Below are 21,792 nucleotides of genomic sequence, written 5' to 3'. Positions count from 1 at the left end.
ATAGTTTACCATTTAATAATTTATTATCATTATGTTAATTATCATAAAATAAGAACCAAAGCCTGATTTAAAATGCGTACTCGATAAATACTTCGGCGAAAGTACTATTGCTGATGTTTCAAGTAATCTACTGCTTACCAGTTATGATATACACAACAACTGTCCATTTTTCCTTAAAAGTTGGAGAGAAAACAGGAATTTCATCAAGTTAAAAGATGCACTCAGAGCCACAACAGCAGCACCAACATACTTTGCACCTAAGTACTTAGAAGTTAGCCAAGAAAAAAGAGTATTAGTCGATGGAGGGGTATTTGCCAATAACCCAGCGGCTTGTGCATATGCAAATAGCAAAAAACTTTTCCCTAATGAAGAAATAGTGCTGGTATCAATTGGCACAGGTCGGCTATCTAATCGAATAAAATACAGAAAATTAGGAAAGATAGCCTGCTCTATTAAATGTGATGTTTGCATCGAGCCTTGATGTAGTAAATTACCAGCTAGGTAACGTAATGGACGACAGATACGTAAGAATACAATCACAACTGACAATAGCGTCGGCTGAGATGGATAATGTAACACCTAAAAATATTAAATGTCTGCAGCAGGAGGCAAATGCAATGATAGAAGGTAATCAAAAAGTAATCGATAAATTTTGCGATATCGTATCTTAATTTACATAAAAATGCCAAGCAAACTAAAGAAATAAAGCAAAGAAAGGTTTAAAAAACATAGTTTCGCCCAAAAAACGTACTAAGGGGCAAGAAGCTAAAATTTCAAACGATAAGCCAAAACCGCTCTCTGAAATTGTGGTGAAACCTAACCTATGCTCCTCTAAAGCAGAAAATGTCAAAAAAGATAAAAAAGGAATAAAAGAAAAAATAAAAAGCTTAAAAACAAAGAAAGCAAAACCCGTAGAGAAAGAGCTGAAAAAGGGCAACGTGTTCAAAAAAGGCTTCAAAAAGCTAAAAGGAAAAGTAAAAAAATTAAACCCCATAAAGGTTAAGAAAAATAAGATAATCGGGAGCAAAAGATTAGCATTTTTACTGACAGCTAGTACGATTGTGGCAATTTTACCAACATTCAGTTTAGCTCCCTTGCCAGCACTAGCAATAACTTCGGCATGTGTTTTCAGTATTAATTTTATTGCAGTCAAAACATTAAAGAAGTTTATCAAACAACGCAAATTAGCAGCAGAATCTAAAGAAGTAGCTGAACCAAACAAGCCGGAAGAAGAAATTCAAGATATATCAGTCGAATCAATAAAAGAAGAATCCAAGCAAGTTTCCAAAGAATAGATTTCTATATTAATAGATTTGCTTAAATATCTTTCTATTTCTACTTAAATATTATATATTTAATAAAAAACACTAGCAAAGCGGGAATTTTATTTGCAAAATAATACGAAAGTGAGTGCGCAAGTTAATAATTAATTTATCACTGACGCTGTATACTGAAACAGTGGTTGAGGTAAAAATTATGACTGAAAATACATTAAAATTACAAAAGGAAATAAAACGCCACAACGAGCTATACTATCGGAAAAACAAACCAGAAATCACTGATGCAGAGTACGATGAGTTGGTAAGAAAAGCAGGTATAAAGGTTGTAGGTGCTGCACCTGATGAAAGGTTTTCAGAAGTACAACATGTCGTGCCTATGCTCTCATTGGCTAACGCTTATGACAAAAAAGAAGTTGAAGAATTCCTTAGAAAACTTCTAAATGTACATGAACTGGAAATAGTTTGTGAGCTGAAAATAGACGGTTTAGCTTTCACTGCAATTTATGAAGATGGTGTGCTCATTAAAGCTGCAACGCGCGGTGATGGTTTTGTGGGAGAAGACATCACTCACAATATCTCAACCATAAAGGATTTTCCCCAAGTTTTACCTGACATAAAGGGTAGATTGGAAATCAGAGGGGAAGTCTATATCAGAAATGATGACTTTCTGAAGTTAAATAAGGATAATCAATTTTCAAATCCGCGCAACACAGCATCCGGTTCATTAAGACAACTAAATCCAGAAGTTACTGCTAGCAGACCACTGAAGTACTTTGCTTATTCTTTGATCGGCGGAACAGAAAGGACCCAATCTGAAGTATTGAATAAGCTGAAAAAGCTTGGATTCTGCGTAAATGAGCATCAGTGTTTAGCAAAAAACGTTGACGAAATCCTGGAGTTTTATAATAGAATATATGATAATCGCCATGAATTGGGTTATGATGTTGATGGAGTTGTCTTAAAGGTAAATAATTTAACATTACAAAATCGTCTCGGAAATACCAACAAAGCTCCTAGATGGGCCATAGCTCATAAATTTCCTGCAGCTCAAGGAAAAACCAAGATAAAGAAGATATCAGTACAAGTGGGCAAAACTGGTGTACTCACTCCAGTCGCTGAATTAGTTGAGATAAATATAGGAGGGGTAGTCGTAGCACGAGCAGGCGATGTGATTCCTAAGATTGTGGCAGTAGATAAAAATGCTCGTTCTCCAAATGCACCAAAGTTTGTATTTCCAAATACTTGCCCGGAATGCGGAAGTGAAGTACAGATTGAAGGAGCAGCCATAAGGTGTTCTAATGAATTTACCTGTAAAGCCCAAATAATAGAAAAACTAAAACATTTTGTTTCGAAAGAAGCTTTTGACATTACCGGCTTTGGTGATAAGCAAATAGAGTTCTTTTATGACCTTGGTTTGATAAGGAAAATATCTGACATTTTTGCTCTCGAAGAAAAACTCAAAAATTTCAACTTAAGTAAGCTGAAGGGATGGGATGAAAAATCAATATCTAATTTACTCAAATCCATTAACAGCAGAAGAGTTGTGAGTTTGGATAAATTTATATGTTCTCTAGGGATTCGATACGTCGGACCACACGTAGCAAAATTACTAGCAAAGCATTATCAATCTTATGAAAATTGGCAATCTGCCATGGCTCAATTATCATCTAGTGTATCTAAAACAAGTAAGATTTCCTTAAATCCTGTTACCAAAGATTCTGCTAACAATGATATCACGATATCGCTAACCGTAAGCGTGGTGAGCGATGGCAAAACTTTCTCTGAGTTAGCTGAAATTAGTGGTATTGGCGAAAAGAAGGCAGAGTCTTTAAGAGATTTCTTTTGCGAGAAAGACAACATCAAAATGGTAAATGACCTTGCTTCTCAACTAAAGATTGAGCCTGTAAGTGCTAATGTTAGTAATTCCCCTCTTAGCGGAAAAATAGTGGTTTTTACTGGCAAGCTGTCAAGGGAGAGAAAGGAGATGCAAGCAGAAGCTGAATCTTTAGGTATAAAAGTTAGCTCTAGTGTATCGGATAAAACGCATTTTGTGATTGCCGGTGAAAAACCTGGGTCGAAATATAAAAAAGCTGTAGAACTGGGCGTTAAAATTTTAACCGAGGAGGAATGGAATAAACTAATCCTTAGAAAAGAATAAGCCCTTCTCGATCAATTCTTGTATCTACTTTTTAAGAATGGCACCTACGAATTTATTTGCTAGGTCCTTTTGGGTATATCCTCGCTTTAACCTACAGCTTCTTACTTTTTGTGCTATTTCACACCTTGTAGTACACTTTGTGTTATTGTTAGCTTTTTTTGAAACCATACTTTATTTACAAAAACAACTACACACATTATATCATAAAATTTTACCAAAGTCTATTATTTTTTTCCACGTATCCATAAGCTCTATATGAAATTCTTGCTATGGATGCCTATTTGGTTTCAAGTTCCTCTGCAGTTAAGTCAGTTGCTCGTGAGATAATATTGATAGAAACGCCTAATTTAAGTAGACTTTTTGCAACCTTGATTTTCTCTGCTTTTTTAACCTTTTCTTTGCTAGTCTTCATACCTTCAGATAAGGACCTGACTACCGCATCCAGTGATTCTTGATCCTCATCTTCTCTGTACTTTTTCATTAAACTCAATAGCTTTTTGCTATCCTCATTTTCACATTCTGTTATTTTAGGCAACAGAGCTTTTATTAAACTCAATAGCTTATTCTCTTCTTTACTTTCTCTTGTTTTAGGTAGCAGAACTTTTATATTCACTGATAATGCATCTGCTATTCCATATAATTTATCAAATAGTATGGTAGCGTATCCTCTTTCATATTCGTGTATTTCCTTAAGTGTTACACCAACTTTATCTGCCAAATCTTTTTGAGTATATCTTCTTATTAGTCTCCATTCTCTTATTCTTTGCCCTATTCTGTAGTATATAGAATCAATGCAAATTTCTTGCCCTGTATCATTATATTCGTAAATAGATAAGCCCGTTGCCTGGGAAATTATGTCAACTGAAACTCCTTCTTTAACTAGATTTTTTGCTACCTCTAATCTTGCCTCTTCTTGATTAATTTTTTCACTAATATGAACAAACCTGACTAATGAAGGTACTATTTTGCCTAACTTTTGATCCTCGTATATTTTCGTTAGATATAGTATTTCCTCGTCTTCATTTTCACTTTCCCTTACTACTACTGATTCAGGTAGTAGATCTGTAACACTAACTGATAATGCTTTTGCTATTATATATAATACTTCAGCTGGAATAGCGCTATAGCCATTTTCATAATTGTTTATTTCTTGATATGCTAATCCGATTTTACTTGCCAACTCTGCTTGAGTACACCTTTGCATTAATCTACAATCTTCTATTTTTTGCCCTATTTTGCAGCTTATAGAACCAATATCTCTTACAGAAACAAACATATATACCTCAATTTAAAAAACAAACTTTATTGCTATAATTTTTTCACGAAATGTTTTGCTGCCCATCTAAAACTATATCAACAGATAAACCTACCGCTTGCAAAATAATATCAATAGAAATTTCTCCTTTCACTAAATCTCTTGCAACTTTGATCCTTTCCGCTTTCCTCACTTTCTCCTCGCAAATCCGTATGCCTTCAAACAACGATTTTATTAGTGCATTACGTAGTTCTTGGCTCTCAATTTCTTTGTATTCTTTAATCAAATCAGGTACTACTTTACTACCTTCATCTTCTTCTATTAGTAGATCTGTAATATTAATCGATAACGCTTCTGCCATTTCATATAATTTATCAAGTGGAACAGCAGTCCTTCCTTGTTCATAGTTGCTTATTTCGTGACGTGTTGTACTCATTTTCTCTGCTAAATCCTTTTGAGTGTACTCTCTTACCAGTCTCCATTCTTTTATCTTTTTTCCTACTTGGTAGTAGATAGAACCCTTTTTTTCTTCAGCACATTCATCAACAGAGAGGCCTATTGTTTGTGAAACAACATCAACAGAAATTCCTGCTTTAACCAAACCCTTTGCAATTTTTACTTTCTCTGCTTTTTTACTACTTTTCTCACTCATTTGGACAAATTTTGTTAATAAACAAAACATTCTACGTAACTCCTGATCATTAATCTTTTTATATTTTCTTACTAGATTTAGTATTTCTTCCCCTTCATCTTCAAAGCAGCTTTTTTCCTTTGATGCAGGAATAAGATCCGCAATACTTACTGACAATGCCTCTGCTATAGAGTATAACCTTTCGATCGAAATTCTACGATTCCCTTTTTCATATTGCAGTATTACCCAGTACTTTACACCAATTTTCTCTGCTAAACCCTTTTGAGTATACCCTCGCTCTAACCTCCAACTTTTTACTTTTTGCCCTACTTCATAGTCTAGACTTCTTTCCACAAAAAGAACCATACATATAATATTTTCTACTATAGCTCAATTTTGTTAAGGCTCCAGATATAATGGCAGACTCTGGAACCTTAAAATTGGCTATAGATGAATTAAAGTTCCCTAAAAGTTTCTTTACTATTTTCACGTACTTTATCTACCCATGAAGACAGTTTTTCACCTGAGCTATCAACTTCCTTCATAAGCTGTTTGCTACTCCATATTCCGCATCTCGTAAAGCTTCCACTTTTTACTACTTCTTCAAGTTTTACTCCCCCAAAAAGGCAATCTTTGCCCACTTCTTCTCCTATTTTTTGTAATTCAGCCCACATTTCCTTGTTTGCTACTCTCACTTGTACTTGATCATATTTTTTTACATCATGGTACAATATAATATTTAGCTTACCAACGCTTGTAGGAAATTCTAACACAATAGAGCTGCCATCTGACATATCGATGTAGTGTCTCTCGCCTCCCTTCTCACTTTTAACCTCAACTGCATTATTGCCCATTCTTAAAATGTTACTTCCTATACCTCTGTTTAGACCCGTACCTTCCAGTATTTTGGCAACTTCTACTTTACTATCCTCAGAAAATTCCATATACGATGTTGTATTATCTATCTCAAGATCTACCAAGGCTCCTTCTTGAACAGCACTTTTGCCAGCTTTTCTAAGTTCTTCTAGTTGCTTATCTATCTGTGGCTGAACTTCTGGTTGCAATTCGTTGTAGATTTCGCTTATAAGCTTATTCTGCAGTAGAGTATCATGAAACTCTGCACCACTTAGCATTAGCTTTCGTATTATCTTTTTTCGATTACCCTTATCTAATTTGTGAAAATGTGTGCCCAGTATCATATACTCTGCGAAGCTCCATTCCCCATCATTACATGCATTTAGCCTTGCTCCAGCAGCTAGTACTTGGTCTATAGTTTTGTGTAATTCATTTACGTTCTTTGCCTCTACTACAGCACTTTTAAACCAGCTCAATTCTTTACTTTCGCTTGTACTTGGCTTTATTTTTTTCAAGGCTGAAGCAAATGGATTTTTATCTTCTTGATCACTTACAGGTTTTATGCCATAAACGTAATCAAACCCTTTCCCGAAGTTAATTGGCTTGTCGAGGCCCTTTTGTTGCAGGAAAGGTATGCTTACAGGCTCTAGTCCTTTTACAACAACACCTTCAAGAGCACCAAATATTTTGCTCAATAATTTGCGATTAATATTAGTCTTTTTATTCGGATCTTTACGAACCATTGTATTTTTTTTACTAGCCATATGAACCCCCATATTAAAAATGCCTTTCAAGCGTACAATAGACTTTATTATTATACACTCTATTACTCATTATAAATGATAGTGAGCAGATTTGCAAATACTTTCTGCTCAATCAGTTTAGAAGCTAAAACTGCTCATTCTTTCTTTCTGCTATAGCAATCCGCTTTCTCTAAAACTAAAATAGCCTGCACTTGTGATGATAATGTGATCAAATAATCTCACGCTTACAGTACTACACGCTGCTGCTAAGCTCTTCGTTACTGCTTGATCTTCTTCTGATGGCTCTAAACTTCCTCCAGGATGGTTATGTGACATTATTATTGATGTTGCATTTTTTATTAATGCTTTTCTTGTAATCTCCTTTATGTATACTGGTGCCTTTTCCATTTCACCAATATAGAGTTCTTCTCCGATTAGTTGACGCCTTCTATTTAAATACAGTATTTTTACACATTCCCTCTCTGAGTGTCCTATACTTACGTTTAAATATTCTACTAGCCCTTGTAAGTTATCCATTATTGGCTCACCCTTGAGCTTTTCTCTCAATACCCTTTCTAGCGTTTCCTTAACGCACATAATTATTGCTACTGCAGAATCAGTCACTCCTTCTATAACTTTCAGGTCATACATTTCTCGACCTAAAATCCTTCCTACTCCTGTATAAGTATTCACCAGATTTTTAGCAATTTCTTGAGCTTGTGGCCTTTCATGTACTGCACTTAGAAACGTTTCCATTATTTCACGATCAAGTAGAGCTTTGCCTTTGCTTTCTAATATTCTGAATTCGATTTCTTCTTTACTTTTATTATTATTCATATAATTTACCTTTCACTAACAACAAACTTTTTTTTAATATTTACTACTGTTTTTTTAGCAGTATTGGCATAAAGCCATAGCTTTTGGGTGAAGTCAAATCAATTTTTCAATCTTTTTTATTTATTTTTTTATGAAGTGGTAAAGATATTAATAGATACGATTTCTTTATTTTAAACTTGTTGAATTTCGCCTAAAGAGATGTCTACCGTTTGTAAAATAATATCGATAGAAATTCCTTCTTTTACTAAATCTTTTGCAATTTTTACTTTTTCTGCTCTTTTCACTTTCTCCTCGCAAATCCGTATGCCTTCAAACAGAGATTTTATTAATGCATTACGTAGTTCTTGGCTTTCAATCTTTTTGTATTCTTCAATTAAATTAAGTAGCTCATTTTCTACTTTACTACCTTCATCTTCTTCTATTAGCAGATCTGTAATATTAATCGATAATGCTTCTGCCATTTCATATAATTTATCAAGTGGAACAGCAGTCCTTCCTTGTTCATAGTTGCTTATTTCGTCACGTGTTGTACCCATTTTCTCTGCTAAATCCTTTTGAGTACACTCTCTCACTAGCCTCCATTCTTTTATCTTTTTGCCTATTTGGTAGTAGATAGAACCTATTTTTTCTTCAACACATTCATCAGCAGATATGCCAATTATTTTCGAAACAACGTCAACAGAAATTCCCGCTTTAACCAGACCATTTGCAATTTTTATTCTCTCTGTTTTTTTACTATTTTCTTCACCCACTCGGGCAAATTTGGTTAATAAACAAAACATCTTACGTAACTCTTGATCGTTCATTTTTTTATATTTTCTTATTAGATTTAGTATCTCTTCTTCTTCGCTTTCAAAGCAAATTTTTTTATTTGATACAGGAATGAGATCTATGATACCAATCGACAACGCCTCTGCTATAGCGTACAACTTCTCAATCGAAATTTTTCGTGTTCCTTTTTCATATTGTAGTACTACTTGATATGTTACACTGATTTCTTTTGCTAAATCTTTTTGAGTATATCCCTTTGCTAACCTACGATTTCTTACTTTCTCTCCTACTTTGTGGTCTAGTATGCTAGCGGTCATTCTTTTTCGTAACCTGCCATAAAATCTCCTTTAGAAGTTTTAGATAGAAATTTTACTAGCATATTGTTACCTTTGTTGAAAACTAGTATATTAAATGCCTATGCTGTGACAAGCTAAAATGGTAAGTTTTAAAAATTCACATCTAAAATAGGTATGTTTGAGATCACCAAACTCGTGATATCCATTTCCTGGGCTTTAAAGGTACTTTACAGAAGGGTTGATAAAAGATGTATAAAAGGATATTTAAGGTGCGTAGTAGCATTCTAGGGCCATCTATGGGAAACATTTTTTTCATCAACACATTCAAAACTTAAAAAATAAACTAAAAATAAAAAACTTGAATATTTCTTCAGAATTGTGTATAATTATTAATGCTTTTTAGGTACTCTTACTATGGCTCTCTCTAAATTTCTCAATCCAAAATTAGACTTAACCTTCAAAAAAGTCTTTGGTACCGAAAAAAATAAGAACATTCTTATTCACTTCCTCAATGATATCTTAGGATTTACCGGGATAGATACTATACAAGAAGTTGAGTTTCTTAGCACCTATATGGATCCTGAAGTCGCCTCTGATAAACAAAGCATCGTTGATGTCCTTTGCAAGGATTCTAGTGGGTTCAGATATGTGATCGAGATGCAGCTCGCTCGTGATAGAGGCTTTGAGAAACGCGCTCAGCTATATGCTGCTAAAGCTTATTCAAGGCAGGTTGGAAAAGGTGGCGAGTACATCGATTTAAAAACAGTATTCTTTATTGCTATTTCCGATAATACGCTATTTCCTGAGGAGGTTGAGTATATTTCCACTCACAATATACGTGATATAAAGACTAACGGACATTACTTAAAAGATTTTCAATTTGTCTTTATTGAGTTGCCTAAATTCGCAAAAAACAAAGTAGAGCAGCTAGAAAGTACAATAGAGCGCTGGTGCTTTTTTTTCAAGTACGCAGAAGATACTACAGATGAAGACCTAAAAGATATTGCAGAAAAATCGCCAATAATAAAGCTAGCATACGATGAGTTAGACAAGTTTCGCTGGAATGAGAAAGATCTGATAGCGTACGAAGAAAGGATAATGGATTTGCGGAAAGAAGAAGGCATCCTCGCTCAAAAACTTGATGATGCTACTGAAAAAGGCATCCTAATTGGACATGAAAAAGGCAGAGCGGAAGGTATTCAAATTGGCGAAGAAAAGGGCGAAAAACAGGCTAAAATAGCAGTGGCTAAAAATTCACTTAAGGCCGGTGTCTCTATAGATGTTATCGCTCAAATTACCGGCCTTCCCCTCAACGAAATTCAAAAATTAAGGAATTAAATTTTACCTTAATCTTGAATCTCTAGCTTGGGTTAAATAACTTTGAACAGAAGTATTATTTAAATAACTTTTAGGCTCTAAGCTTATTTGTTGTTCTTTTACGTCACTCGCTTCTAACCTACTGTTCCTGCTTAATATCTGTTTCATTGATTGATTTAGCACCAAATCTAGCCTGTTGTTAAGTGCATTCATAAACTTGTCAAACTTTTTCGAACTTAACTTACCAGGACATCCTGCTTCTCTGTCAGGACATGCTTTCTCTACATATGAGTTTAAAATCCCTGAAACCTCATCAAATTTACCACCCATGATTTTTCCAGTAATCTCTTTATGCATTCCCATAAAATCAATACCTAATCGATATATCGATATTTTACTATCCTTTGCAGCTTGCTCTACCACCTTCTCAAATCCCTCTGTAATACTGAGCACATAACCTAATACTTCTTGTTCAGGGATACTTCTTGTGTTGCTAGAAACATATTTTTGCCCTGTAATCTTTCTTATAAATGTATCAATTAGAAGTATTGTACCATTCATATCGATCTGCGAATAATCTATTGGCTCTAAGTTATTTTTGGTTGTGGAACCATAAGATGTTTCTTTGGACAATTTAGCCACAGAAGCAGGCCATACCGAATTCACTATTCCTGACACCAATAAACTACCTTTTTCTCTTGCCCAACTAAACAAATCATTTATCCATGAAGATGGCCTTGCTCCACTACTTGCTGCTACCTCAGGTTGATTACTTAAATCTGTAGCAGGAAGCTTACGCGATGAGCGATTGTAGTGACGAGGGTGATCTCCATGGTGATGACGACGCTTACGGTGTACAGGTTTTCCTCTTTCCTCATTGAGTTTTTCCTCTAAATATTTCACAATATTACTGTGTTCTTTATCAGCAGCAACATCTTGTGGTGTCTTACCGTTGTTGTCCTTAGCCTTAACGTCAGCACCCCTAGCAGTAAGGTCCTTAACCTTATCAAAATCCCCGTTTTTCGCAGCATCAAATAGAAGGAGGTTGTACTCATTTTGTTTTCCCCTTAAAAAGTCTGCTATTTCTTGTCCACCCCATGTCTCTACCATCCCTAGAGGTGTTGTACCTCTAATACTTTCAGCGTTAATATTAGCTCCTCTATCAACTAGGAAACTAGCAGCTTCTAAAGAACTGCTCCATGCAGCCCAGTGTAGTGGTGTCCATCCCTCTTTATCAGTATCATTAACACTTACTCCTTTACTGAGAAGAAACTCTATGATGTTTTTATTATTGCCTCGAGCAGCAACATGTATAGGCTTTCCACCATTAAAGGAAGTATCTGCAGCACTGATATTAGCTCTTCTGTCAACTAGGAAACTAGCAATTTCTAAATGACCGATCCATGCAGCCCAGTGTAGCGGTGTCCATCCCTCTTCATCTTTAGCTTCAATATTAGCTCCCCTATTGAGAAGATCTGTAACTTCACTAACATTTCCACTTTTTACAGCAGCAAGTAATCTGTAATCATACTCACTTTGTTTTTTTGCCTTTAAAAAGTTTACTATTTCTGATCCACTCCATGTCTCTGCCATCTCTAGAGGTGTTGTACCTCCACTACTTTCAGCGTTAATATCAGCTCCTCTATCAACTAGTAACCTAGCAGCCTCTAAACAATCGTTCCATGCAGCCCAGTGTAGCGGTGTCCATCCCTCTTTATCAGTATCATTAACACTTACTCCTTTACTGAGAAGAAACTCTATGATGTTTTTATTATTGCCTTCAGCAGCAACATGGATAGGCTTTTTACCTTCAGCGGAAGTCTCTACAGCATTAATATCAGCCCCTCTATCAACAAGAAACCTAGCAGCTTCTAAATGGCCTTGCCAAGCAGCATAATGTAGTGGTGTCCAACCATTTTCAGTAGCAACACCATTAACGCTCATACCCTTACTAAGGAAAAACTCTATAACATTTTTATGGCCTTTCATAGCAGCAACGTGGATAGGTTTTCTGCAATCGATATGACAGATAGCATTAATATCAGCCCCTTTATCAACTAGAAACCTAGCAGCTTCTAATTGACCTCCCAATGCAGCATAGTGCAAAGGAGTACAATCATCCTTATCTCTAGCTCCAATGCTAGCGCTCTTATCTACAAGCGTTTTAACTGCATCTAACTTACCTTGCCAAGCAGCATAGTGTAGTGGTGTCCGTCCATTTCCAGTGGCAACATCGTTAACATTTATACCCTTACTGATGAAGAACTCTATAACATTTTCATGGCCTTCCATAGCAGCAATGTGGATAGGTTTTCCGCGATCGGCATGACAGACAGCATTAATATCAGCCCCTTTATCAACTAGAAACCTAGCAGCTTCTAATTGACCTCCCAATGCAGCATAGTGCAAAGGAGTACAATCATCCTTATCTCTAGCTCCAATGCTAGCGCTCTTATCTACAAGCGTTTTAACTGCATCTAACTTACCTTGCCAAGCAGCATAGTGTAGTGGTGTCCGTCCATTTCCAGTGGCAACATCGTTAACATTTATACCCTTACTGATGAAGAACTCTATAACATTTTCATGGCCTTCCATAGCAGCAACATGGATAGGCTTTTTACCATCAGTTGAAGCCTCTACAGCGTTAATATCAGCCCCTCTATCGACAAGAAACCTAGCAGCTTCTAATTGACCTCCCGATGCAGCATAGTGCAATGGTGTCCAACAATTTTTATCAGTATCATTAACTCTTGCTCCTTTCTTTATAAGAAGATCTATAATATCTTTGTCATTGTTCTCAGCGGCAATATGTATAGGCTTTTTACCATAAGAGCTTTCATCTTGAGCATTAGCATCAGCACCGCTATCAAGAAGAAATGTGACTAAGTTCAAATTACCTTCTTGAACAGCATAGTGTAGTAGTGTGTAACCATACCCACCCTTTTTATTCATAAGTTTTTTTATCTCCTTTATGAACATGAACTCTTCTACAATATCTTCTGAGTCACAAGCAGAAATTACACACTTTGCATTCGAGACTATAGTATTATTAAAAGCAAATATCATTTTTCTTGCATGCTGATAAGTATTCCAATTCTCTACTTTTGCAAGAGTGTTATTTTTGTGCAACAGCAATAAACTATCATCAATAATTTCCACATTAGAATCTAATATAGACTTATCTCTTAAATCTATAAAACCAATTTTATTTTCATTGTCAAGTTGATTACGATAAATTCTTAATCCTTGTTTATCAGGGTCATAGTATCTGAAATAATCATAGTCTACCTCTGCCTTTTTTTCATAATTATACAATACAGGCTCAAGCTTAAGACTTACACTGTTAACTTTGTAAAATTCACCACCTTTGTTAAATTGAAAAGCAACGTGTTGATATTTTGGACCTCGTAAATAATTATCTAAAACAATTTGGAAAGATCCTTGGTTAACACGACTACTAAGTATTATTCCAGCAGCACATCCATCATCTGCTCTGTATTCAACATCTTCTGGATTTATATCACACCCAGTAAGATCAACCATCTTATCATATGCGTTGTTAGCATAAGGTGTTGGATTATTTGTTACTCTAAGTGTAAAATCAACTGGATAATCACATTTGTAAGCCTGAGGAAACTTAACAACACATTTACTTTCGTGTGAACCAGCTTCTATCGTAATAATTTTCTTACAACCAATATTCTCATGACTAAAATCAGCTACTATCTCACCAGAATACATACTTTCAACTACCGCTTCATGAGCAACATCGCCCGTAATTTTTTTTACTTGTACTAAAGATATTGGAATATCTAGGTTATTGTTATTAATAATATCCTTTGCAACTCCATAAGCCGTTAGGCCCTCTGAAACTGTAATATCTGTAAGTATCACCGCTTTTGATCTTTTTTTACTGTTTTCTATAATTTTGTTACTAACACCAGTTCCTGAGTGATTCAGCTTCTGATATTCCATATCTTTTATTATATCAAACAGAGATTTATCCTGTACTGTAATTGTTTTTCTTATTCCATAATGTTCTACTTGAATTACTAAATTTTCAAAACTATCTATTTTAGTGCTTGTAACTGTGCTTCGTTTATCATCAGTTAAAAGCTCTAAACTGTAATCAGCTTGATGCTCATTTATTTTTAATTGTGCAATGTCAATATTTTTTATCAAAATAGTGTCTAAATTCTTCTTTGATTCAAGATTATTAGAACTTATTATACTAGCACCATTACCACTGTTTTTATCAACAATAAATGTTGTCTGTTTTGCGCTTCTAAAGTGTGTATCCTTTTTATTAACCTTTCTTATTTCATAATCCTCGTCTTGGCAGTGAACATCATAATGTTGTATTGAATTATTTCCTCCACCTTCTCCTGCATCAACGCGCCTTGTTTTGCAACCAGTAGTAATGTTTTGATTGGCTGTAGAATGAGAAATGTAGTTAGGTATATTAAGTAATCCTATTACTGAATCTTCTACACGAATAGTTCCATATTGATGTAATGCAACAGAAATGGTAGAGGCATTATAATTCATTACTACAGTATTATTGCTTTTCGTTCCTCCAATAAGATGACCATAAGTATCATAATTGATAATAAAGACATTATCATGATCTGTTGAACCTCTATAATCTACCCCACCTTCCGGAACAACCATCACTGCTGGATAGTTTTTTGCTGCTGTTAACCGATTAGGCCCTAATAGATACAGTATTGGAGAAGAACTACCTATTGTTGTTTTAGTGAAAATAAAAGGTTCGCTTGAAAGAGTAAAAGTATTTGTACAATCCGTATAAGCCTCATTGTTATAATTAACCATGAAACGTCTTGCCTTACTGATTGCTGAATCTTTTGCAGCAGCAGATTGAGGATCACATTGAGGTTTTCGTACTTGGCATTCTAATGGTGCACTTACAATTCTTAAACCAAGGTTTTCATATTCACATTTAGTTAGATGAGGAACATGTTTTGCATCTGTATTTACAATATAAACTACCTTTTCATTAATTTTTCGGTGGCATTCAAGTCTGGCACTAAAGGCGAATTCACATTTAAACCTTTCCCAACCTTCATCCATAACTAGAGCATGAAGTGTCATAGGTAACGTTTTGGATATATCAAGTGAAGATAAATTGACCCATGTACCAAAATTCATGCCAATACTATCAAAAGAGATATTCAAATATCTTTTTTCCCAATTGCGGGTATTAATATCAAAAGTGATAAAATATCCTTCCTTAATATTAGCTACATGTTGTACGACTGCAGCTATATTATATGCACTTAACAGATGAACAGCTCTATCTTTTATATAATTTAGATACCCTTTTACCCTTATTATGCCTTCATACCTCTGTCCCGCATCTTTCCAATTAAAAAACACTACTGCCTGCTCATTACCAGGTAGTAGAGGTACTTGTTCTGCTATTGCTTTAGTATACTCCATTCTTTCATGAATTTCTACACCAATTGTTATAAATACATCAGCAACCATAGTGACTACTGCTACCTTGCCTAAAACTTTGCTTGCAGTAGATAACCCTCTTAAAATCTTAGTAGCAGAACTGATACCCTTCATTGCAGAACTAACTCCTACACTTATAGGCTTTATACTCATACTTGCTAGTTTTATACCGCTACTAGCTGTCCAATAATAGTTTAATGGGTGATGGTTACCTTTTACTATTTCATTTATGCTATATCCAAATTGATAAGCAATGGTTGCAAATGTAATGCTTTGAACTACAGGATTATTGATAATTTTAACGAAAGTTTTACGTGTAGAGTCTGGTATTTTACTAATTACCTTCCCTATTGCGCTATCACGAGGAATCTTTGTTACCGCCTTACCATCAGAACGTATGTAGCTAGCACTAAGGCTTTCTCTTACGTCATCCATAGCATCCAGTATACCGTTTATACCAAATATTTTTTTCAAAGCATCATTATCATGTCGTCCAAGTGTTGGTACATCATTTATACTGTCAAAAAGATCATAGATAGCCATGAGAAAGAAGAATTTTCCTCCCTTAGACATATTTGCCTTTGCCAAAGCAAACTTACTGCGATCAAATTCAATTTCATGTCCCTCAAGTTTTTTTTCTACATCGCTAATGTACTCTGCAAAAACCTTCTTACCCAGGCTGTCAAGATGATCTTTTAGTTGGTTGAAAGTACCTTCACTTACTCCTTTTTGTAATAAATTTTGTTTAATCTCACCTACAACGTTATCGTAATTCCGGTCAGTTATTTCAGCATTGCTTATCTCTTCAACATCTTTTTTACTTGCCGATAACTCTAGGCTATGTAATTTACTATGAATCGCTTTTTTTATATTTTCAGCAAAGCTGCTAATTATATTACCAACCTTTACTTTATACCCTCCAGGAATACTCAAATAATGTTTAACGTGCCCTTCTTCTAATTCTTGTGTTGTGGTATACTCTTTATCATCATCTATTCTGAGTTTGATCTCAGAGGTTTCCTCATCTAATATATAATTTTCTGTGTTTTGTATGCTTGCAACATCACCTATCACCACTTTTTGGTAATCGCCATTACTATCTTTCACTTCCACATATACTTCAACCCCATCAGCAAATACCTGAGTAGAATGTATAGTTATTACTTCCTTATCATAAGCCTCAGCTTCTGCGTAAAAGTCTTTAATATCACTATCGCTAAAGTAACCCTTTATGTCTATGATATTGAATTCACTATATATATCGTCTAATCCATTTTCACCTTCCACATAGGAACTAATTTTACTTTTTACTTGGTCAGAATACAGTTTATCTTGATCAACATTACCTTCACTTTTCGATAAGTAATATAAGTCATGTGCTACACTAAATAACTGATTACCATGAACCCTACTTTCTAGTGCACTCAAATGATCTCCATGAACATGATTTTTGTGATCATGAATGAGTGCACCAAGATCAGTCAATGCATTGTAATATGCCTTTTCTTGTAATTCTGTAGATACCTCACTTTTTTGGCTCATCAATAATAGCATTTTACTTAGTTTTAAAGACTGTAACGCGTTACTTAACACATCACTCTTATTTACATCGTAAGTAGCAACACTTTCTATTTCTTCATGTCTACTTAAAACCTCATCACTTATTTCACTCTCTAATTTTTTGAGCTTGATCTTCATCATCATTTGATCACTAAGCAGCTCTTTAATACGTCGTTCTTTTTCTTCCTTTGTAATATCTTCCTCATCACGTGAGTCTACGCAGGCCATATCTATATTACGTTTTTCCCTTTCTTTAGAACATTGCCCTACAGTAGGCAAAACGAGTGTTGAGCTATGAACTACTTTAACAGGAATAGATTTTTCGCTTGTTAGAATAAGAGAATCTGCCTTTTTAGCTCCTTTGTCGAAAACAACACCGATAAATTTCACCTCATCACCATCTGTAAGTGTTTTATAAGTAACGCCTTTTTTATATTCTTTATTTATTTGATCATTTGCTTCTTTTAATAATGCTTGAGCTCCTTTGCCCTGCCTTGATGCCTTAAGCTCCAACCCTATAGGAGTATATTCTTTAGCATTTTTATCATCACCTTCAAACTTAATACCGTGAACCAGCATATCAATACGTTCCCCTCTACCAGTTTGAAACTCAGTTAAAACTAATGCTCTAGCTTCTGGTGATTCTTGTAACTTTAAATCACTATAATAACTAGACACTCCATTCAATACCCCCTGGAGATGAGGTTCGTTATTAATAAGAGCCTTAAAAGACCATATTCCTTCTCCAATTTTTTTAAACAATTCGTTATACTCATTTATTGATGAAGACTGAGCAGAAGTAAGTTGAGAATCTAATGCTCTATCAAATGTTTCTTTTAACTGATCAGGATAAGGAACTTCTCTGAAAGTACCTTGAAACTCATCAATTACTCTGTGACTATACTGTTCTAGAGAAACAGGATCACTAGCTTTTACAGTAAGGTATTTTTGAAAGTTTGACTTGTATCTAGTATCAAAATTAAGATCTAATTCAACTATTTCTCTATCCCCTATTTTCTGATTTAATCTATCAAGAGGAAGCACTTTTTCCAGCACATCTTTTCTGTTAGCTTCAACAATATTTATCACATAAACTAACTTTTCAGTACTTTCTGGGATAAGCACCATTGATACAATTGCATGGCTTTTGTCAAGACCTTTTGACAGTTCATCTTTGGCTTTCTGAGCTACCGGACGTTGAGGTTTACTAGGTTTAGGATGAGTTTCAGTAGATATGTTTTCTTTGTAAATGAAAATATGCTTTTCAAAGCCGATTCCTAAAACTTCATTTAACAACAACGATTGTCCTAGTAAAAATCTACTAAAATAATGATTATCTCCCTTCTCTCCTGTGCCAGGAAACGTATGATAAATACGTTCCATATTATCCAGAATCCGTGTTTTTAATATCCTTTTATCAATATCGTTCTTATTCCATTCATCAGTAGACTCTAACATATCTTGCAAAAAAGGAACAATTTTTGTCTTGCGACTTGGTGCTTTAATATTGGAAATAGGAGATGGATAATCAAGATTTACACCAACACAAAGAATATCATCAGAAGTAGTTAAAACTCGCTGAACATTTGGTTGAAAACCTTGTGCATATTTTTCTGCTTGTTCCAAGGCTTTATCCGGAGTAAGGTTAGGACCCTTCCCTGCCTTTAACTCGATGATAATAGGAATGGAATCCAGCGCACGGTTAGGGCCACGAGGCAGTAATACAATATCCGCATAACCTCTTTCTGCAAATTGCTCTAAGTAAACTCTAAGGTTATGTCTATAGCGGAAATTGTTCAAAGCACCTGCTACAAACCCATGATGTGCTGCTTCACGTGCCTTGCTACCATACTGAAGTGATTTCTCGTATTTAGAGTGAACTTTACTAACCTCCCCAAGAATTCTCTCAAGAGATCTTTCAACTATTGTCTTATCAGAGCCAGTTAGCCCAGCTATATCACCTTCCGGATTATTCCACAGTCCCTTTTTTATTTCATGAAATTCTTGGCCAGCAGCAGAATCAAGTATTTTTTTAACTTCCATATTAACAAAAATACCATCTTTTTCTTTAAAGATCTGTACTAACCTGGATTCTATTTCACCTTGAATTTCATTCTTAATATTTTGGATCTTATTCTCAACATCTTGATCTTTAATCTTACTCTTATCTATGTTCTCCCTTAATATTTTCTCCAACTCATCAGGAGTAAATTGATGGCCAAGCTCACCTTCTGAAATGGAAAATAAATTTATATTATTAATAGCATCTTCACCATTTCCAATTTGACCATTTTTAATAACAACTACCTTTAAAGTTTTCGAATTAGCAAAACTAAAATAAATCTTTTTAATATTTAACTTCTCTGCAATCTCTGTATCAAGCAAAACAGAAAAGCTTCCAAAAAAGAAGTGTGAAAAGAATCCTGGCTTTTTTACAGAATGTAAATAGGATGGAATCTGGTCAATATATGACTGAAACCTTGCTTGAAAAGATTCAAAATCTTTCCTTTGCTGAGTTGAAGTGCTTGCCTTTGAAGAATCTGTTTCTTGAATAAGTAGCTGTATTAGCTCAAAATCTTGTGGTCCTCCTTGATAATGTTTTATCGATTCTTTTAAACTGTTTTGCAACCGACCCACCTCATTATCATTAACAATATGTTGCTCTAGACCAAAATTGTAGTGATTTCGTACACCTAAAGTGCCAACATGAAATAATTGTATTTGAACATCACCATTAGCATAGCGTGTATTAGATGCTCCAGAGACACTAATGTCTGCACCAAGCATCTCACTCATTGCTCTTATTTCAGGTTCACCTCCCCAAGTATTAGGGTTTCTCATATTTTGTAAGTAATCGTCGAAACTGCGTCCACTTTCACCTTCAACAAAAGCCCTGAGTTCGTTCTCATTGGAGCGTATGTGATCAGCTACCCGGTTACGAAATGTATTTCTCACTAAGCCTACAAATGTATTATCGTACGTATTATAATTCTGAACCAAATTTCTATTATGATTCAAGTTTTGTGTTGCGGTTTCTTCATTTCCAAACAAAGTTTCATATCTTTGTCGAAATAAAGCATCGTCGTTTTTAACAGGTGTTAAATAAGCCAGAGTGACAGCCCAAAATAAGCAACTACCATCTTCTGGTACACCAATTTTTGTAAATGATTCTTCTGGATTTGGCATAAGCCCTCCTTTGTGATATACAGTTTATTTACTTAACCCCATAGCCTTACTTAATTTGACCTTAGTTAAGTCAGTACTTAAATCCCCTCTATCCAGCTCTTCAACTATGGGCTTACCGTATGATAAAAATTTATTTAATGAATCTTCATCTCCTCTTCCCTTTAATATAGAACAGATGTGGTTTGCGTGTCTAGAATCCATAAATTCTTTAATTTGATCAGAACCAGCTTTGTCCAATACTGCCCATACTGGTTCCATACAACCTCTATTAACTAGAGGCACTAATAATCTCCCTTGAAGTACTGGATTACTCGTCATTTCTTCATTTAATAATAAGGCACGATGACTATCAAATCCCTCCTTCATCCACATATGCATAAAAAGCTTTACTCCTTCATCTACGCAACATTCTGAATAATTTTCCACTTTTCTTATATATTTTAACCAAATACAATAATAATCTTCTGAAATACTACTTGGCTTTAAGCAATCAAATAATTTCTGGAATTGATCAAAGCAAAGCGCACCCTGTAGTGCATTTAAGCTACCGTAATAACGATTTTCAGCCAAATCTCTTTTTAGAAGCTCTAGGTATTTATCAGGACTTATTTGACTAAAGAAAAACTCAAATATCTCAGGATAACTATTACAACGACTTCCTGCTGCACGCACTGCAGTTTTCATAAAGATCTCATCTTTTTGCTGAGCACTTAATTCATCTTCAGGTAATGATTTTATCTTATTCCAGAAGAATTCCACTGCCTCTGCTTGTTTCAAACCCATAGCACAGTCAAGCCCATATTCATATGGATGACGACCATTTAAATTTAATTTAGAAATGTAACCACTAACAAAATGTGACCAAAAAATTATTAAAGGATCACCTGTTAAACACTTAACCAAGTGGTTATACTCTAGCAAACTAGCCTTACCTTGGGCTGATAACCTTTTTTTTCTTTCCTCAAATAAGGCAATGATATCTTCTTCTAAGCAACACCGGCAAGCAATATTGTATCTCTTAGTGCTAAAAGGATTATCTGAATCTGGTGGCATAATCAGTTTCTTGCCTACCATTTGTCTATCAAGCTTGACTCCATGTAAACCATCTACCTTTTTCCAGCAATCTTCACTAGACAGTATTTGTGCAAGAAAATTATGCCTTCTTTGACCACTTCTTTCATGTAAATCCCAATTTGCATAGCACCAACGTTCAATTTGAAAGACCTTAGATGCCCTATAAGGATCATCCTCTTTAATGCAAGAAAATAAAACTTGCGGAATGTCTGAACGCAACATGTCTACCCCCCTTGAAATGAATAGACTTTAACCCCTTACATACCATAAAGGTTTAATGTATTTTGGACATGCTACTCCATCTTTAAAACTTGTCAACCCCTAATTTAAAATTTTTTGAAATAATTTTTG

10 protein-coding genes and 2 pseudogenes are annotated in these 21,792 nt (G+C 34.9%); 4 read left to right on the top strand and 8 right to left on the bottom strand.

Annotated elements, in window-relative coordinates:
• Positions 1–73 precede the first annotated feature (73 nt).
• From AAGD84_RS03335 to ligA, 3 genes and pseudogenes are all read left to right on the top strand, one after another.
• Positions 74–671: pseudogene (locus AAGD84_RS03335) on the top strand (patatin-like phospholipase family protein); the annotation flags it as partial.
• Between the two features lie 267 nt (positions 672–938).
• Positions 939–1,295, top strand: coding sequence for a hypothetical protein (locus AAGD84_RS03330; protein WP_341818145.1), 357 nt, complete (start codon positions 939–941; stop codon positions 1,293–1,295).
• Between the two features lie 163 nt (positions 1,296–1,458).
• A complete protein-coding gene (ligA, locus tag AAGD84_RS03325; RefSeq protein ID WP_341818162.1) occupies positions 1,459–3,438 on the top strand; it encodes an NAD-dependent DNA ligase LigA in 1,980 nt (659 codons plus the stop codon).
• Between the two features lie 51 nt (positions 3,439–3,489).
• Here the strand turns inward: ligA and AAGD84_RS07515 are convergent.
• From AAGD84_RS07515 to AAGD84_RS03300, 6 genes and pseudogenes are all read right to left on the bottom strand, one after another.
• A pseudogene (locus AAGD84_RS07515) lies at positions 3,490–3,606 on the bottom strand (transcriptional regulator); the annotation flags it as partial.
• 109 nt (positions 3,607–3,715) lie between these two features.
• Positions 3,716–4,714, bottom strand: coding sequence for a helix-turn-helix domain-containing protein (locus AAGD84_RS03320; protein ID WP_265037938.1), 999 nt, complete (start codon positions 4,712–4,714; stop codon positions 3,716–3,718).
• Between the two features lie 43 nt (positions 4,715–4,757).
• On the bottom strand, positions 4,758–5,690 hold the full coding sequence (locus tag AAGD84_RS03315; protein WP_265037936.1) for a helix-turn-helix domain-containing protein: 933 nt from the start codon (positions 5,688–5,690) through the stop codon (positions 4,758–4,760).
• A gap of 89 nt (positions 5,691–5,779) precedes the next feature.
• Complete coding sequence (locus AAGD84_RS03310) at positions 5,780–6,943, bottom strand: hypothetical protein (RefSeq protein ID WP_406833383.1); 1,164 nt, start codon at positions 6,941–6,943, stop codon at positions 5,780–5,782.
• Between the two features lie 150 nt (positions 6,944–7,093).
• A complete protein-coding gene (locus tag AAGD84_RS03305) occupies positions 7,094–7,759 on the bottom strand; it encodes a RadC family protein (protein ID WP_341818144.1) in 666 nt (221 codons plus the stop codon).
• Positions 7,760–7,929: 170 nt separating this feature from the next.
• On the bottom strand, positions 7,930–8,847 hold the full coding sequence (locus AAGD84_RS03300) for a helix-turn-helix domain-containing protein (protein ID WP_341818143.1): 918 nt from the start codon (positions 8,845–8,847) through the stop codon (positions 7,930–7,932).
• Between the two features lie 393 nt (positions 8,848–9,240).
• On the opposite strand from AAGD84_RS03300, the gene AAGD84_RS03295 reads away from it, so the two are divergent.
• Positions 9,241–10,164 carry an Rpn family recombination-promoting nuclease/putative transposase gene (locus AAGD84_RS03295; RefSeq protein ID WP_265037930.1) on the top strand — a complete coding sequence of 308 codons (924 nt, stop codon included), beginning with the start codon at positions 9,241–9,243 and terminating at the stop codon, positions 10,162–10,164.
• Between the two features lie 3 nt (positions 10,165–10,167).
• Here AAGD84_RS03295 and AAGD84_RS03290 read toward each other — a convergent pair whose 3' ends face one another.
• Both AAGD84_RS03290 and AAGD84_RS03285 read right to left on the bottom strand, forming a co-directional pair.
• Positions 10,168–20,367: an ankyrin repeat domain-containing protein gene (locus AAGD84_RS03290; protein ID WP_341818142.1), complete on the bottom strand. Its 10,200-nt coding sequence runs from the start codon at positions 20,365–20,367 to the stop codon at positions 10,168–10,170.
• A 24-nt stretch (positions 20,368–20,391) separates the two neighbouring features.
• Positions 20,392–21,663, bottom strand: a complete 1,272-nt coding sequence (locus AAGD84_RS03285) for a hypothetical protein (RefSeq protein ID WP_264723279.1) — start codon at positions 21,661–21,663, stop codon at positions 20,392–20,394.
• Between the last annotated feature and the right edge of the window lie 129 nt (positions 21,664–21,792).

Source organism: Wolbachia endosymbiont (group A) of Andrena fulva (genome assembly GCF_964026815.1).
Taxonomy (GTDB): domain Bacteria; phylum Pseudomonadota; class Alphaproteobacteria; order Rickettsiales; family Anaplasmataceae; genus Wolbachia; species Wolbachia pipientis.
Note: the sequence above shows the minus strand (reverse complement) of the source record. Positions and strands in the feature narration are given on the sequence as shown.

Coding starts and splice junctions, on each gene's coding strand:
- AAGD84_RS03320 (WP_265037938.1), bottom strand. CDS start 4,714: ATGTTTGTTTCTGTAAGAGATATTGGTTCTATAAGCTGCAAAATAGGG.
- AAGD84_RS03315 (WP_265037936.1), bottom strand. CDS start 5,690: ATGGTTCTTTTTGTGGAAAGAAGTCTAGACTATGAAGTAGGGCAAAAA.
- AAGD84_RS03310 (WP_406833383.1), bottom strand. CDS start 6,943: ATGGCTAGTAAAAAAAATACAATGGTTCGTAAAGATCCGAATAAAAAG.
- AAGD84_RS03305 (WP_341818144.1), bottom strand. CDS start 7,759: ATGAATAATAATAAAAGTAAAGAAGAAATCGAATTCAGAATATTAGAA.
- AAGD84_RS03300 (WP_341818143.1), bottom strand. CDS start 8,847: ATGACCGCTAGCATACTAGACCACAAAGTAGGAGAGAAAGTAAGAAAT.
- AAGD84_RS03295 (WP_265037930.1), top strand. CDS start 9,241: ATGGCTCTCTCTAAATTTCTCAATCCAAAATTAGACTTAACCTTCAAA.
- AAGD84_RS03290 (WP_341818142.1), bottom strand. CDS start 20,367: ATGCCAAATCCAGAAGAATCATTTACAAAAATTGGTGTACCAGAAGAT.
- AAGD84_RS03285 (WP_264723279.1), bottom strand. CDS start 21,663: ATGTTGCGTTCAGACATTCCGCAAGTTTTATTTTCTTGCATTAAAGAG.